Source organism: Vibrio sp. RM-41-2B (assembly GCF_024744415.1).
GTDB lineage: Bacteria > Pseudomonadota > Gammaproteobacteria > Enterobacterales > Vibrionaceae > Vibrio > Vibrio diabolicus.
Genome location: NZ_JAMQWD010000006.1, coordinates 327,690 through 342,213 on the forward strand (window position 1 = coordinate 327,690; position 14,524 = coordinate 342,213).

General features: G+C 44.6%; 10 protein-coding genes. 7 read left to right on the forward strand and 3 right to left on the reverse strand.

Features of this window, described 5'->3' with window-relative positions:
* Positions 1-44 precede the first annotated feature (44 nt).
* The 5 genes from calR to NB463_RS06695 all read left to right on the forward strand — a co-directional run bounded on the left by calR (position 45) and on the right by NB463_RS06695 (position 7,767).
* Complete coding sequence (calR, locus tag NB463_RS06675; protein ID WP_005379693.1) at positions 45-1,004, forward strand: LysR family transcriptional regulator CalR; 960 nt, start codon at positions 45-47, stop codon at positions 1,002-1,004.
* Between the two features lie 294 nt (positions 1,005-1,298).
* A complete protein-coding gene (locus NB463_RS06680; RefSeq protein ID WP_124007415.1) occupies positions 1,299-3,107 on the forward strand; it encodes an AMP-dependent synthetase/ligase in 1,809 nt (602 codons plus the stop codon).
* A gap of 449 nt (positions 3,108-3,556) precedes the next feature.
* The gene (locus NB463_RS06685; protein WP_005392255.1) at positions 3,557-5,281 is read left to right on the forward strand and encodes an acetolactate synthase 3 large subunit; all 1,725 of its coding nucleotides are present in this window, start codon (positions 3,557-3,559) and stop codon (positions 5,279-5,281) included.
* A gap of 1 nt (position 5,282) precedes the next feature.
* The gene (ilvN, locus tag NB463_RS06690) at positions 5,283-5,777 is read left to right on the forward strand and encodes an acetolactate synthase small subunit (protein ID WP_005392253.1); all 495 of its coding nucleotides are present in this window, start codon (positions 5,283-5,285) and stop codon (positions 5,775-5,777) included.
* A 109-nt stretch (positions 5,778-5,886) separates the two neighbouring features.
* The gene (locus NB463_RS06695; RefSeq protein WP_258432498.1) at positions 5,887-7,767 is read left to right on the forward strand and encodes a sensor domain-containing diguanylate cyclase; all 1,881 of its coding nucleotides are present in this window, start codon (positions 5,887-5,889) and stop codon (positions 7,765-7,767) included.
* 64 nt (positions 7,768-7,831) lie between these two features.
* Here the strand turns inward: NB463_RS06695 and NB463_RS06700 are convergent, their stop codons facing one another.
* Positions 7,832-8,518, reverse strand: a complete 687-nt coding sequence (locus tag NB463_RS06700) for a GntR family transcriptional regulator (protein WP_145473263.1) — start codon at positions 8,516-8,518, stop codon at positions 7,832-7,834.
* A 157-nt stretch (positions 8,519-8,675) separates the two neighbouring features.
* Positions 8,676-10,088 (reverse strand): pyruvate kinase PykF, encoded by a 1,413-nt coding sequence (gene pykF / locus NB463_RS06705; RefSeq protein ID WP_005392243.1) that lies wholly within the window; start codon positions 10,086-10,088, stop codon positions 8,676-8,678.
* Positions 10,089-10,521: 433 nt separating this feature from the next.
* Between pykF and NB463_RS06710 the strand changes: the two genes are divergently transcribed.
* A complete protein-coding gene (locus tag NB463_RS06710; protein WP_005392240.1) occupies positions 10,522-11,283 on the forward strand; it encodes a DeoR/GlpR family DNA-binding transcription regulator in 762 nt (253 codons plus the stop codon).
* Between the two features lie 114 nt (positions 11,284-11,397).
* Positions 11,398-13,230, forward strand: coding sequence for a glutamine--fructose-6-phosphate transaminase (isomerizing) (glmS, locus tag NB463_RS06715; RefSeq protein ID WP_005392238.1), 1,833 nt, complete (start codon positions 11,398-11,400; stop codon positions 13,228-13,230).
* Between the two features lie 85 nt (positions 13,231-13,315).
* Here the strand turns inward: glmS and NB463_RS06720 are convergent, their stop codons facing one another.
* On the reverse strand, positions 13,316-14,398 hold the full coding sequence (locus tag NB463_RS06720; protein WP_006742744.1) for a glycerol dehydrogenase: 1,083 nt from the start codon (positions 14,396-14,398) through the stop codon (positions 13,316-13,318).
* Between the last annotated feature and the right edge of the window lie 126 nt (positions 14,399-14,524).

Sequence of the window (14,524 nt, forward strand, 5' to 3'; positions counted from 1 at the left end):
GAATTTAATGAACAAAGTTGACGATTACAAAAGAGGCGCACTCAATGTTAGAGAAGAAAGATGCGATGAGCGCAATTGCTAGCTACCGTATGGAAAGCACTTTGCGTGGTGTAGATTTAAACCTACTGACTGTATTTGATGCTGTGATGCAAGAGCAAAATATTACTCGTGCAGCACATAACTTAGGTATGTCTCAGCCGGCAGTAAGTAATGCCGTGGCACGCTTAAAAGTGATGTTTAACGACGAGCTATTCATGCGCCAAGGTCGTGGTATTCAGCCTACGCAACGAGCACGTCAACTGTTTGGCCCTATTCGCCAAGCACTACAGCTGATTCGTAATGAACTTCCTAGCTCCGTATTCCAACCAGAATCTTCGACTCGCTTATTTAAGCTGGCGATTTGCAGTCCTTGTGACATGCGTTTTGCTCCGAAGATCATGGCAAAAGTGAATCAACAAGCACCAAACGTTCAGCTTCACCTAGATGCAGAATTTGACCGTCTGTTGTCTGAGCGTATGCGCTATCAAGAAATTGATTTCGTGATCGATTATGCTCGCTTTGATGAGCAAGGTTTCTCAAGTACTGAAATCTTCAAAGATGAATTAGTGGTTATCGCGTCAAAAACACACCCACGCATTCAAGGTGGTGTAACGGCCGAGCAACTGCTTAACGAAAAACATGCGAAGTTATCGAAAGTGCACGGTCAACGCAGCTTCTCAGAACAAGCATATCGTGAACTGGATTGCCAAGCCGCGTACGAAGGCTCTAGTCTAAGCAACCTACTATATGTGGTAGGTCAATCTGAGCTTGTGACTATCGCGCCACGTTGGATGGCAGAAAATGCGGTAAACAGCGATCAGCTGCAAATTCTAGACTTCCCATTTGCAAACAAGGAAATCAGCGGCTTCTTAAGCTGGCATGAATCAAGTGAAAAAGATAAAGGCCACATTTGGCTGCGCGATCAACTGATGATCACTTGTGGTGAAGTGGTTGCCGCAAAATAAGATGACGTTTGGTCTTATCGGTTAAGACCATATTGGTAATCATCAATTTTTACAATTCATTGGTCCCCGAGAGATTTTTGTCTCTCGGGGCTTTTTGTTTTAGCAATCAACAATCGAAACAGTAAGTTAAATAGAGTAATCATTCAGCAGTTTTGGGTATGTTCGCGACGTATAAGTGATAGTTGTCTCTTATTAGTGATAAGTTTGATACTGGTCAGTTGCGTTTTAGCAAGCCGTGAGTACACTTGTTCGCTCAATTAGCTTACGCCTGTAAGCCAAAAGGTAAGTAAAAGAATGGCCAAGTTAGATTTTCATATCGTTAAACGTATTCGTGAACAAATTGCGAACGGTGGTACACGCGTTGCGCTCAAGCATAAAGTGGGTGAGGAATGGCAAGGTATTACGTGGACGCAATTTGGTCAGCAAGTTGATGCTTTATCACTTGCACTTTTGGCTCAGGGATTAGGAGTCCAAGATAAAATCGGCATTTTCTCGAACAACATGCCGCAATGGACGATTGCTGATATTGCAGCGCTACAACTACGCGGCGTAACAGTACCTATTTACCCAACCAATACCGCCGCTCAGTCGGCGTACATCATTGACAACGCAGACGTCAAAGTGCTGTTTGTTGGTGAGCAGCCACAATTTGACGCAGCAGTGAGCATTTTCGACCAGTGCGAGCAGTTAGAGCTCATTGTTGCAATGTCTGATGATATCGAACTTGGCGAGCATGATTTCGTTATCTCTTGGCAAGCATTTGTCGCCAAAGGCGATACTACATACCAAGTTGAATTGGACGCACGTTTAGAGCAAGCAAAGGAAGATGATCTACTCACGCTGATTTACACCTCTGGTACCACAGGTCAACCGAAAGGTGTAATGCTAGATTACGCAAACATTGCGGCGCAATTGGAAGGGCACGATCAACGCTTGAGCCTTTCTCAAAGTGATGTGTCACTGTGTTTCCTTCCGCTGTCACACGTATTTGAACGCGCTTGGACCTTTTATGTGTTGTACAAAGGGGCGACCAACTGCTATTTGCAAGACACCATGCAGGTACGTGATGCACTGAGCCAAGTGCAACCTACCGTGATGTGTGCCGTGCCGCGTTTCTATGAGAAGATCTTCTCTGCGATTCACGAGAAAGTGTCTCGCGCGCCAATTCATCGCAAGATCATGTTTACTTGGGCTGTGAACATGGGCGCAAAAATGGCCGCTTGTCATCAAGAAAAACGTCAGCCATCTCTCATGCTGCGCAAGTCATATGCCCTGGCGGATAAATTGGTTCTGAGCAAGCTGCGTGCGTTACTTGGTGGACAAATCAACTTTATGCCGTGTGGCGGTGCAAAGTTAGATGAAACCATAGGCCGATTCTTCCACGCGATTGGTATCAATGTGAAGTTAGGTTACGGCATGACTGAAACCACGGCGACAGTATCGTGTTGGGATGATAAGTGCTTTAATCCAGACTCTATTGGTATGTCGATGCCTGGCGCGCAAGTGAAGATCGGTGAGAACAACGAGATTCTCGTGCGTGGTCCAATGGTGATGCGTGGCTATTACAAAATGCCAGAAGAGACCGAAAAGACCTTTGACGAGCACGGTTTCCTAAAAACTGGCGATGCGGGTTACATTGATGAAAATGGCAACCTGTTCATCACTGATCGTATCAAAGAGTTGATGAAAACTTCAGGTGGTAAATACATCGCTCCACAAATGATTGAAGGTGCGATTGGTAAAGACCACTTCATCGAGCAAATCGCGGTTATCGCGGACACGCGTAAGTTTGTCTCGGCGCTGATTGTGCCGTGTTTTGATTCTCTTGAAGAGTATGCGAAAGAGCTGAATATCAAGTATCACGATCGCGTTGAATTGATTAAGCATCACCAAGTGGTCGAAATGCTTGAAAAGCGTGTTAACGATCTCCAAAAAGAGTTGGCAAAGTTTGAACAGGTGAAGAAGTTTAAACTGTTACCAAGAGCTTTCTCTATGGATGATGGTGAGTTAACGCCAACTCAAAAACTGCGTCGTAAAGTCATCAATGACAAATACCAAGATGAAATTGAAGAAATGTATAAGGAAAAGTCGGATAAAAAGTAACTTAAGCTGACTTAGATTTTATATTGATGAAAATATCTCCAGTGATGTGATTGCGCATTACTGGGGATTTTTGTTTGTGTTGATTCTTTCTATTTTGCGCACCAAATACAGCTATTTAGCACCCTATACTTAAAAGGTTCTGAAATAATGTTCTTTTTTTGAACGTTAAATTTTTAGGTTGTACTGTGAAATGAGGTATGTGTGGCTGCTATTCCTACTAACATTCTAATTACTAGCATCTTGTTTAAAAAGTAGACCAATCTCTCATTAGACCCGTTGATAATAAAACGTTACATTTGTTGGGTAACCTTGCGGGATGTTATGACGAACGCAAGACATAGCCGAAAACGTGGAAGTATTTCGATTAGGCTACGAATAAGACCTAGACTATGTAAAACCAGACCAATCCGTTGACCTTACGGTGAGGAAACTGGCTAAGGAGAGCAATTATGACAGCAATGTTGTCAGGCGCAGAGATGGTGGTTCAATCTCTGATAGAAGAGCACGTAGAGCAGATCTTTGGCTACCCAGGTGGCTCCGTTTTAGATATCTACGATGCACTGCATGCCAAAACCGATCAAATCAAACACGTACTTGTAAGGCATGAGCAAGCCGCCACTCATATGGCAGATGGTTACGCTCGCGCTACCGGTAAACCGGGTGTCGTACTGGTATGTTCAGGTCCGGGCGCGACCAATACCATTACTGGTATTGCCACGGCTTATATGGACTCCATCCCAATGATCGTTATCTCGGGTAACGTACCTAATAGCCTAATTGGTAATGATGCTTTCCAAGAATGTGACATCGTTGGTGTCTCTCGCCCAGTGGTCAAACACAGCTTTTTAGTGAAAAAAGCGGAAGATATTCCTGAAACGATCAAGAAAGCGTTTTATATCGCGACCACAGGTAGACCTGGTCCAGTAGTGATTGACTTGCCGAAAGATGTAATGAATCCGCAAATCAAACTGCCTTACCAATACCCAGAAACGCTTTCAATGCGTTCTTACAAGCCGACGACGTCGGGTCATAAAGGCCAGATTAAAAAAGCGCTTAAATCGCTGTTAGAAGCGAAAAAACCAGTGCTTTATATCGGTGGTGGTGCTGTGATTTCTGGCGCTCATGAACATATTTTAGAGCTCTCCGACAAGCTGAACCTTCCAGTAGTCAGTACGTTGATGGGACTAGGCGCATTTCCTGGGACGCACAAAAACTCACTGGGCATGCTGGGTATGCACGGTACTTACGAAGCCAATATGGCGATGCATGAAGCGGATCTTATTTTTGGTATCGGTGTGCGTTTTGATGACCGCACGACGAACAATCTTGAAAAATACTGCCCAAACGCAAAAGTCATGCATATTGATATCGATCCATCATCGATCTCGAAAAACGTGAAGGTGGATTTACCTATCGTAGGCTCTGCGGAAAAAGTGCTTACAACCATGCTTGGCCTGCTGGCAGAGCAAGAAGGTGGGAATGATGAAGATGCCATCACCGCATGGTGGGATGACATTCAGGTGTGGCGTGACCGCAACTGTTTGGCTTATGAGAAGTCACCAGAGCGAATTAAACCACAGCAAGTGATTGAAACCTTGCACAAGCTGACCAATGGTGATGCGTATGTTGCTTCTGATGTGGGTCAGCACCAGATGTTTGCAGCACTTTACTACCCATTTAACAAACCACGCCGTTGGATCAACTCGGGTGGATTGGGCACTATGGGATTTGGCCTTCCGGCTGGTATGGGTGTTAAGTTTGCTATGCCACAAGAAGAAGTCGTGGTTGTTACGGGCGATGGCAGTATTCAAATGAATATCCAAGAGCTTTCGACAGCGATGCAATACGACATTCCAGTGAAGATCATCAATTTAAACAACCGATTCTTAGGCATGGTAAAGCAGTGGCAAGACATTATTTATCAAGGTCGTCACTCAAATTCTTACATGAGTTCTGTTCCTGATTTTGCAGCGATTGCAGAAGCTTATGGTCACGTCGGTATTCGTATCGAAACGCCTGATCAGCTCGAAGAAGGGCTACAAAAAGCGTTGGATATGAAAGATCGTCTGGTGTTTGTGGACATCAACGTAGACGAAACCGAACACGTATACCCGATGCAAATCAAAGGTGAGGGTATGGATAAAATGTGGCTAAGCAAAACGGAGAGAACTTAATATGAGACACATTATTTCACTGCTATTGGAAAACCAACCGGGTGCGTTGTCTCGTGTTGTTGGTTTGTTCTCTCAACGTGGTTACAACATTGAATCTTTGACGGTATCACCGACAGATGATGAAACGCTTTCGCGAATGAACATTACCACGACGTCTGATGAGATGCAGTTGGAGCAAATTCAGAAGCAGTTACACAAATTGATCGATGTGCTGAAAGTACAAGAAGTCACCGAGTATGAGCACATCGAGCGTGAACTGATGATGGTGAAAGTGAAAGCCAGCGGTTTTGCGCGAGCAGAAGTGAAACGGACGGCAGACATCTTCCGTGGCCAGATCGTGGATGTCACTGCTGCTCAATACACGGTACAACTTGCGGGCACGAGTGAAAAGTTGGATGCCTTCATTCAAGCGATATCTGAAGTAACTGAAGTCGTCGAAGTTGCTCGTAGTGGGGTAGTGGGCATTGCCCGAGGTGAGCGCGCACTCAAACCTTAGCCATCTAACTGCATATAGAAAAGCCACTTAATCTAAGTGGCTTTTTGTTTAGAAAATAACAATTAATGATATAATTGTCGTTTTAGTAAGCATTATAGGCAGTAAACGCGTGAAAATACCCAAGCGAGTCGGCACATTGTTGGCGACAGCACTATTTTTTAGTGCGCTCACTGCAGTTTACTATTATCAGAAATATCTGACGTTATTAGAGAGTAACGTTGAGAATACCGCTCAAGAAGCATTACACCAACTGGCTTATACTGGTCGCGAATACAACAATATTCAGGATCAAATTGAGACGATCAGCGATCTTCTCGGTCACAGCCAAAGTCTTTACGACTATCTACGTCAGCCGAACCGAGTCAACCTTTCTATCTTAGAAGATATGTGGATCTCGGTTGCGATCAACCAAAAGCTATATAAACAAATTCGTTTTCTTGATGTTACCGGTCAGGAAAAAGCACGGATTAATTACGATTTCAAAACGGGTATCGCTGCACCTGCCCTCAAATTACATGACAAGTCAGAGCGGGATTATTTTCATTACGCGCAAGGTTTAGGTAATGATGAAATTGCGTCGTGGGGGATTGAACTGGAGCGGGAAAATGGTGAGCTTGTTTACCCTTATAGCCCTTCATTGCGTATTCTGATGCCGATTTCCCTCAATGGGAAACGCGAAGGGTATCTTGTTCTTAATGTTGATATTGAGTATTTATCTTCTCGACTCAACTACTCACCGGTGCGGGATTTTCATATTGAGTTAATTAAAAGTGATGGCTTTTATATCGCTAGTCCTAAGTCATCACGCTTGTACGGCAATATTATCCCAGCTCGTTCTCAATTTAATTTTGGCCGGATGTACCCCAACATTTGGCGCACGATGATCTCCGAAGTTTCGGGCTATGAGTACAACGGCTCGAATTTGATTGCGTATAGCACGATCCAATTTGTTTCTAGTGAACCACTTCATCTGGTTATTGATCTTACCAATGAGCAATTACTATCTCGATCTCAGCGAGATATTGATGACTTAATCCAAGAAGCGTTTTTTGTATTAAGTTTGGTGTTTGGTTTTACTTTACCAACGACCGCGCTAGCCCTGCACTATCGACGTCATAGTATGGAATCGAAGTTAGCTCGGGCTGCACTTGATGGCATGACTGCGGTGATGATCTCAGATGCGTCGCATCGAATCATTATGGTGAACCAAGAATTTGAAAACATGATGGGCTATTCTACCAAGCATACTCAAGGCTGGAATGCGCATAATCTAATTTTCTTACCGGAAGATCTCGAGTCGACCCTCAATATTTGGAATAAGCTTGCGAACGAGCACGTTTGGGAAGGTGAGGTTCGTTGTCGAACCAAGTTTAATCACGTATTTACCGCCATTATGCGCATTCAGGCAAACTTAACCAAGTCAGGTAAAGTAAGCTATTACATCACGTCGCTGGTGGATATATCCGAGCAAAAAGAGCTGGAAGAAAAGCTACGCAACCTCAGTGAAAAAGATGGTTTGACGGGCTTGTGGAACCGTCGAAAATTTGAAGAGCAATTAGCGCAATATGCCGGGATTATTGAGCGTTATCCTGACGGTCCCCCTGCATGTTTGGCGTTGTTTGATATTGACCACTTTAAGCGCATTAACGATGAACTTGGGCACGATGAAGGGGACAAAGTGATTTGCAGTGTCGCTGAGACTCTTCTTAAAGAGGTGCGCAGTACTGACTTTGTGTCTCGTGTCGGTGGTGAGGAGTTTGCGGTGATCATGCCGCACACCACGCTCGAAGAAGCAGAAGTTGTATTGAACCGGTTACGTGTGGCGGTTCAACTGCGCAGTGATAGAGCTATTACCGTTAGCGCCGGGTATAGTGATTTAACCTCCGATCGCACGCGCACTTATAAATGTGCTGATATTGCCTTGTATGAATCCAAAAGTGCAGGGCGTAACTGCGTATCACTATGTCATAGTTTCGATGATATTGCTTAGCTCTTTTTCAAAAACAAAAAATCGGGGATAGACCCCGATTTTTATGCTTATTTTAGCCTCAGCGTTATTCGCTAGCCAGTATGCGATATTGGTTGTCGATGGCCGCTTCGATACACTGCATTGACTGTCTCAAATAACGCTCTAGATAACCTAAAGCATCCTGGCTCTTTTTATCTAACGACGTCTTCATCAGCATTTCTTGCTCATCGATATTACAGTGCCCTGGGTTTCCAGTACCTAACATTTGCATAGCAAAATATTGGTAACGCTTAATTTGCGTGAGTAGATCGCGGAAAAACCCAAACATATTGGCAGAGCCAGCGCCTTCAAACAGCGCAGTAAGAAACTGATTATGGCGTTCTTCCCATTCCTTCCAGCAAAAGCTTTCGCCAGATTTAGAGCGGGATAACTTGTGATAAGCGGTTAGGACGTCCAGTTCCCAATTTTCATCGCCAATCACAATTGCTTTATTTAGTAGGCATGCAGAGACCACTTGTAGGCTCTCGTACAAGTCATTCAACTCATCTTTACATACAGGTGCAACCCAGCAGCCTTTTTGCGGCTCAAGTTTGACGTATTTGCTCCACGATAACAGCACCAAAGCTTCGCGAATGGGTGACGCTCCTACGTTGTACTTCTCTTTGAGTTCCGCAACCACGAGTTTTTGACCCGGTTTAAGCACGCCATCGAGAATATCCTGACGGATCATTTTTGATACTTTGTCGGTAAGAGTGGGACTGGACACATACACCTCATAGAAATTTTAATCGTGACGACAAAATTAAACAGTACGAAATTCTGCGCATGGTGAATGATACAGTTAGGCTATTATTAGAGCAAGAAAGCCATATAAAAAAAGAGGGCATAAGCCCTCTTTATCAATCAACTGAAGTATGAAAAGTTCAGTCTTATAGTACGTGTACAGAAGCTGTGTTCGTAGTACCTGAAGCGACTAGAGCACCAGAAACCATCACTACGATGTCGCCTTTGTTACCTAGACCAGATTCTAGAGCAAGCTCTTTACCTGCTACGTAGAATGCGTCAGTGCTTTCGATAGAATCAACAACAACTGGCGTCACACCTTTAGTTAGAACAAGTTGTGCTGCTGTTTTCTTGTTTGTTGTTAGTGCTAGGATGTTTGCAGTTGGGAAGTATTTACGTACTGAACGTGCAGATTTACCACCTTCAGTTGCAACAACGATAAGTGGAGCAGCCAGTTTCTCAGCTGTGTCTACTGCGCCTTTACATACTGCTTCAGTGATACGTAGACGTGGGCTGTCTAGACGAGAACCTAGCTCAGCTTTTAGCGCTGAATCAGTACGGTTCGCGATTTGAGCCATGATAGTTACCGCTTCAACTGGGTACTTACCTTTCGCTGTTTCACCAGAAAGCATTACTGCGTCAGTACCGTCCATTACTGCGTTAGCAACGTCGCCTGCTTCCGCACGAGTAGGACGTGGGTTGTTGATCATAGAATCAAGCATTTGAGTTGCAGTGATAACCATCTTACGTGCACGGTTACACTTCTCGATCATCATTTTCTGAGCGAAGATTACTTCTTCAGCTGGGATTTCAACACCTAGGTCACCACGAGCAACCATGATGCCGTCAGAAAGCTCTAGGATCTCGTCGAAGTTATCAACACCTTCTTGGTTTTCGATCTTAGAGATGATGTGGATGTTCTCGCCGCCGTTTGCCGCTAGAACTTCACGGATTTCTTGAACGTCAGAAGCTTTACGGATGAAAGAAGCTGCTACGAAGTCAACGCCTTGCTCACAACCGAACTTAAGGTCGTTCTTATCTTTTTCAGATAGAGCAGGTAGGTTTACAGAAACGCCAGGAAGGTTCACACCTTTGTTCTCGCCTAGTGCACCGTTGTTAAGTACTTTACATTTAACTTCTGTTTCAGTCTTAGAGATAACTTCCATCTCGATTAGACCGTCGTCGACTAGGATAGTGTTACCTACGTTTAGGTCTGCTGCGAAACCTGCGTAAGTTACTGCAACTTTATCTTTGTTACCTACAACTGAAGTGTCAGTTGTGAAAGTGAATTCTTGACCAGCTACTAGATCAACGTCGTTACCGCCTTCTAGCTTAATAGTGCGGATTTCTGGACCTTTAGTATCTAGAAGAATTGCTAGTGGTTTGCCAGTAGCTTCCATTACTTTACGGAAGTTCGCGATACGAGTGCCGTGTTCTTCGTAGTCACCGTGAGAGAAGTTAAGACGCATTACGTTCATGCCTGCGTTCACTAGCTCAGTTAGCTTCTCTACAGATTCAGTTTTAGGGCCAATCGTACATACGATTTTGGTCTTTTTCATGGAAGATACTCTCCGGTAAGTATAGTTACAATTTGAAAGTCGGTTGTTTACTCTGAAGTTAGGGCGTTATTGATGACATTTAGTGCCTGTCACCCACCGATTTTTCGCCTCATTATCAGTACTTCAGATTCTGAAAGTCTTTCACCAAGTTTAGTCATTTTATGACTAAAAGATCGGCGATTTTGGTTACCTTTTTGTGACTAATCCCACTTTATATGCAGAAAGTTGCAAAAAAATAGCCTTCAATTCTGTAATTTTTTTTCTTTTCGGTGGCGAATTCTACCACTGAATGAATCCAATATCACTGTTTAAGAATTGTCTTAGGACAAGGTTTTATCGAGAAATATTAATTTTTTGGATCGAAATAAATGGACTTAAAAGTTTCGGTTTGACTATAATAAGTTTCACATCGAAACTTAAGTTCAAAACGTAAATGTCGAAACGAAACACTCAACTAAGAAGACACGCCATTTCTAACTTGGTTTCTGAGCTAGGAGAAGTCAGCGTTGACGAACTCGCTCAGAAATTCGAAACCTCAGAGGTCACGATTAGAAAGGATTTAGCTTCTTTAGAGAAAAATGGCCAACTTCTACGCCGCTACGGCGGTGCGATTGCTATCCCAACCGAAGTCATTCACGAAGAATTGAGCGCTAATGTTTCGACTCGAAAGCTAAACTTGGCAAAAGCAGCGGCATCACTGATTCGAGACCATAATCGCATAGTGATCGACAGTGGCAGTACTACGGCTGCGTTGATTCAACAGTTGAATGACAAACGTGGCTTAGTTGTCATGACCAACTCGTTGCATGTTGCTAACGCCCTTAATGAATTAGAGAGCGAACCAACACTGCTGATGACTGGCGGGACTTGGGATACGCACTCAGAATCTTTTCAAGGCAAAGTAGCCGAATCTGTATTACGAGCTTACGATTTTGACCAGCTATTTATCGGTGCGGATGGCATCGATCTCGAACGCGGCACCACAACGTTTAATGAATTGGTTGGTTTGAGTAAGGTGATGGCGGAAGTGTCGCGCGAAGTGATCGTCATGATCGAATCGGAAAAAATCGGTCGTAAGATCCCGAATTTAGAGCTCGCTTGGCATCAAATTGATGTGCTAGTGACGGATGCTGATATTCAGCAAGAACACAAAATACAGATTGAACAACATGGCGTGAAAGTTATTTGCGCCTAATCTAATAATGTAATCAGTTTCATATTTCACTTCCCTCTGAATACAGGCCTTTGCTTGCTGCCTCTATCTGAAACATGGCTAGGGAAGAACAAAACTACAAACGGAGATAAACACATGTGTGGAATCGTAGGTGCAGTAGCACAACGAGATGTTGCAGAAATTTTGGTTGAAGGTCTACGCCGCTTAGAGTACCGCGGTTACGACTCTGCTGGCGTTGCTGTTGTTGATGGCGAGTCAAACCTAACGCGCGTTCGTCGCTTGGGTAAAGTGCAAGAACTGGCTGATGCAGTAGAAGAAGCAAAAGTGATCGGCGGAACGGGTATTGCACACACTCGCTGGGCGACGCACGGTGAACCATCTGAAGTTAATGCACACCCACATATGTCTGGCGATATTGCTGTTGTACATAACGGTATTATCGAAAACCACGAAGAGCTTCGTGAATTGCTTCAATCTCGTGGTTACGTGTTTGAATCTCAAACGGATACAGAAGTTATCGCACACATGGTTGAGTGGGAACTTCGCACTTCAGAAACGCTACTAGAAGCAGTACAAAAAACAGCAAAACAACTTGAAGGCGCATACGGCACGGTAGCGTTGGATCGCAAAGATCCTTCACGCATCGTAGTTGCACGTTCAGGCAGCCCGATCGTAATTGGTTTTGGTGTGGGTGAAAACTTCCTGGCTTCTGACCAACTTGCGTTACTGAATGTAACGCGCCGTTTCATGTACCTAGAAGAAGGTGATGTGGCAGAAATCACTCGCCGTGAAGTTACTGTCTTTGACGCAACGGGCGAGCTGGTTGAGCGTGAAATCGTAGAATCCAACGCAGAACATGATGCTGGCGATAAAGGCCAATACCGCCACTTCATGCAAAAAGAAATCTATGAGCAACCTAAAGCGTTGATCAACACAATGGAAGGCCGTATCACGGCAGACTCTGTTGTAACTGATGCGATCGGTGTGCATGCGGCTGACATTCTAAGCAAAGTAGAACACGTACAAATCGTTGCGTGTGGTACGTCTTACAACGCAGGTATGACAGCGCGTTACTGGTTTGAAGACATTGCTGGCGTGAGCTGTGACGTAGAAATTGCCTCTGAATTCCGTTACCGCAAGTTTGTGACGCGTCCAAACAGCCTATTGATCACGTTGTCTCAGTCTGGTGAAACCGCCGATACGCTAGCAGCACTTCGTCTTGCGAAGGAAAAAGGTTACATGGCGGCGATGACCATTTGTAACGTAGCAGGTTCTTCTTTGGTTCGTGAATCAGATTTTGCGTTCATGACTCGCGCTGGTGTTGAAATCGGTGTCGCTTCAACCAAAGCGTTCACGACTCAGCTTTCTGCACTATTGATGCTGGTAACGGCGTTAGGTAAAGAGCAAGGTCGCGTCAGCAAAGAGAAAGAAAAAGAGATTGTTGAAGCGCTACACGCACTTCCTAAGCAAATCAACGCGGCACTTTCTTTCGAGAAAGACATTGAAGCACTAGCGACAGATTTCGCAGACAAGCACCACACACTGTTCCTAGGTCGTGGTGAATTCTACCCAATCGCGATGGAAGCGTCTCTAAAATTGAAAGAGATCTCTTACATCCACGCAGAAGCGTACGCGGCGGGTGAACTGAAACATGGTCCTCTAGCTCTGATTGACGCTGACATGCCTGTTGTTGTGGTTGCACCAAGTAACGACCTACTTGAAAAGCTAAAATCAAACGTTGAAGAAGTACGTGCACGTGGCGGCCTTCTATACGTATTCGCAGATGCAGACGCAGGCTTCGAAGGCGATGAAACAATGAAGATCATCACGATGCCTCACGTTAGTGAAATCACGGCGGCGATCTACTACACCATCCCAATGCAGTTGCTGTCATACTACGTAGCGCTGATCAAAGGTACGGATGTAGACCAACCACGTAACCTAGCGAAAGCGGTAACGGTTGAGTAATTACGCTTAACAGCAAAAATCCCAAGCGGCACATGCGAGAGTATGTGCCGCTTTTTTTATTTAAACCCATTTTAAGGTTTGTGAGTTATTGACCTAACTGGTGAGCGGTTAGAATTGCAGAGTAGACATTTTCTGCCGTCACTGGGAATGGCATATTGTGGATGGTTTCTCCCTCGGCCGTTGAGGCTTCGGCGACCTCGCGCAACTTATCGTGATTAAGCTCTTTAACGCCCATATCAAATAAGTTGGTTGGTAGACCTACCGATCGGCAGAAGGCGAGAACCGTATTAATCTCTTCCATCGCTGCGTTTTCTAGCACCAGTTGAACAAGTGTGCCGAACGCGACTTTCTCACCATGATAGAGATGGTGACACTCTTCAAGCTTAGTTAGGCCGTTATGAATAGCGTGAGCACCCGCTAGACCACTGCTTTCAAAACCGATACCGCTAAGGTATGTATTGGCTTCAATAATGTTTTCTACCGCTTTGGTGCTCACACCATTTTCTACTGCAGCTTTTGCTTTTACACCATCTTCAAGCAAGGTTTCATAACAGAGCTTCGCAAGAGCTTGCGCTGAACGCGTCGCTAAACCACCTGCCATTGTTGCCTTACCAGAGGTCATGTTGGCACGAGCTTCAAAGTAGGTGGAGAGCGCATCGCCCATCCCCGATACCAGTAGGCGAACAGGGGCTTTGGCGATGACTGATGTATCCATGATGACCATGTCTGGGTTTTTAGGGATCATCAAATATTCTGCAAACTCACCTTCAGGTGTGTATATCACCGCAAGAGCTGATGTCGGCGCATCAGTCGAGGCAATCGTAGGAACCACCACGACAGGAATTTTGGTGTAAAACGCAACGGCCTTAGCTGTATCTAAGGTTTTACCGCCACCAATACCGACAATGACATCGTGTTTTTGAGTCGCACAAATGTCCGTGATGCGTTCAATCTCAACGCGCGAACATTCGCCACCAAAAATGTTCATAGTGAGTGGAAGCTTTTCGTCAGCAAAACTTTGTTTGACGTCATCACCAACCAGGTTAGTCACGAACTCATCAGCAATGACTAACGGACGTTCACCCAATGTTTTCACATAGTGAGCGATAGATGTAAGTACTTGTTCACCTTGGACGTATTTGCTTGGGCTGATAATAATTTTGTCCATAATTCAAACCTTTAACCTTTTTTATGTGTGTTTTTGACTGCAATGAAAATCCATTGTAGCGATAAGGTTTATATTAGGTTTGGTGTGGTAAGTGGTGAAGGATATCTCTGGTTTTGTTCCATGCTT

What these genes read in the sequence shown, in the direction of transcription:
- calR (WP_005379693.1), top strand. Translation starts at nt 45, where the DNA reads ATGTTAGAGAAGAAAGATGCGATGAGCGCAATTGCTAGCTACCGTATG.
- NB463_RS06680 (WP_124007415.1), top strand. Translation starts at nt 1,299, where the DNA reads ATGGCCAAGTTAGATTTTCATATCGTTAAACGTATTCGTGAACAAATT.
- NB463_RS06685 (WP_005392255.1), top strand. Translation starts at nt 3,557, where the DNA reads ATGACAGCAATGTTGTCAGGCGCAGAGATGGTGGTTCAATCTCTGATA.
- ilvN (WP_005392253.1), top strand. Translation starts at nt 5,283, where the DNA reads ATGAGACACATTATTTCACTGCTATTGGAAAACCAACCGGGTGCGTTG.
- pykF (WP_005392243.1), bottom strand. Translation starts at nt 10,088, where the DNA reads ATGAAAAAGACCAAAATCGTATGTACGATTGGCCCTAAAACTGAATCT.
- NB463_RS06710 (WP_005392240.1), top strand. Translation starts at nt 10,522, where the DNA reads ATGTCGAAACGAAACACTCAACTAAGAAGACACGCCATTTCTAACTTG.
- glmS (WP_005392238.1), top strand. Translation starts at nt 11,398, where the DNA reads ATGTGTGGAATCGTAGGTGCAGTAGCACAACGAGATGTTGCAGAAATT.
- NB463_RS06720 (WP_006742744.1), bottom strand. Translation starts at nt 14,398, where the DNA reads ATGGACAAAATTATTATCAGCCCAAGCAAATACGTCCAAGGTGAACAA.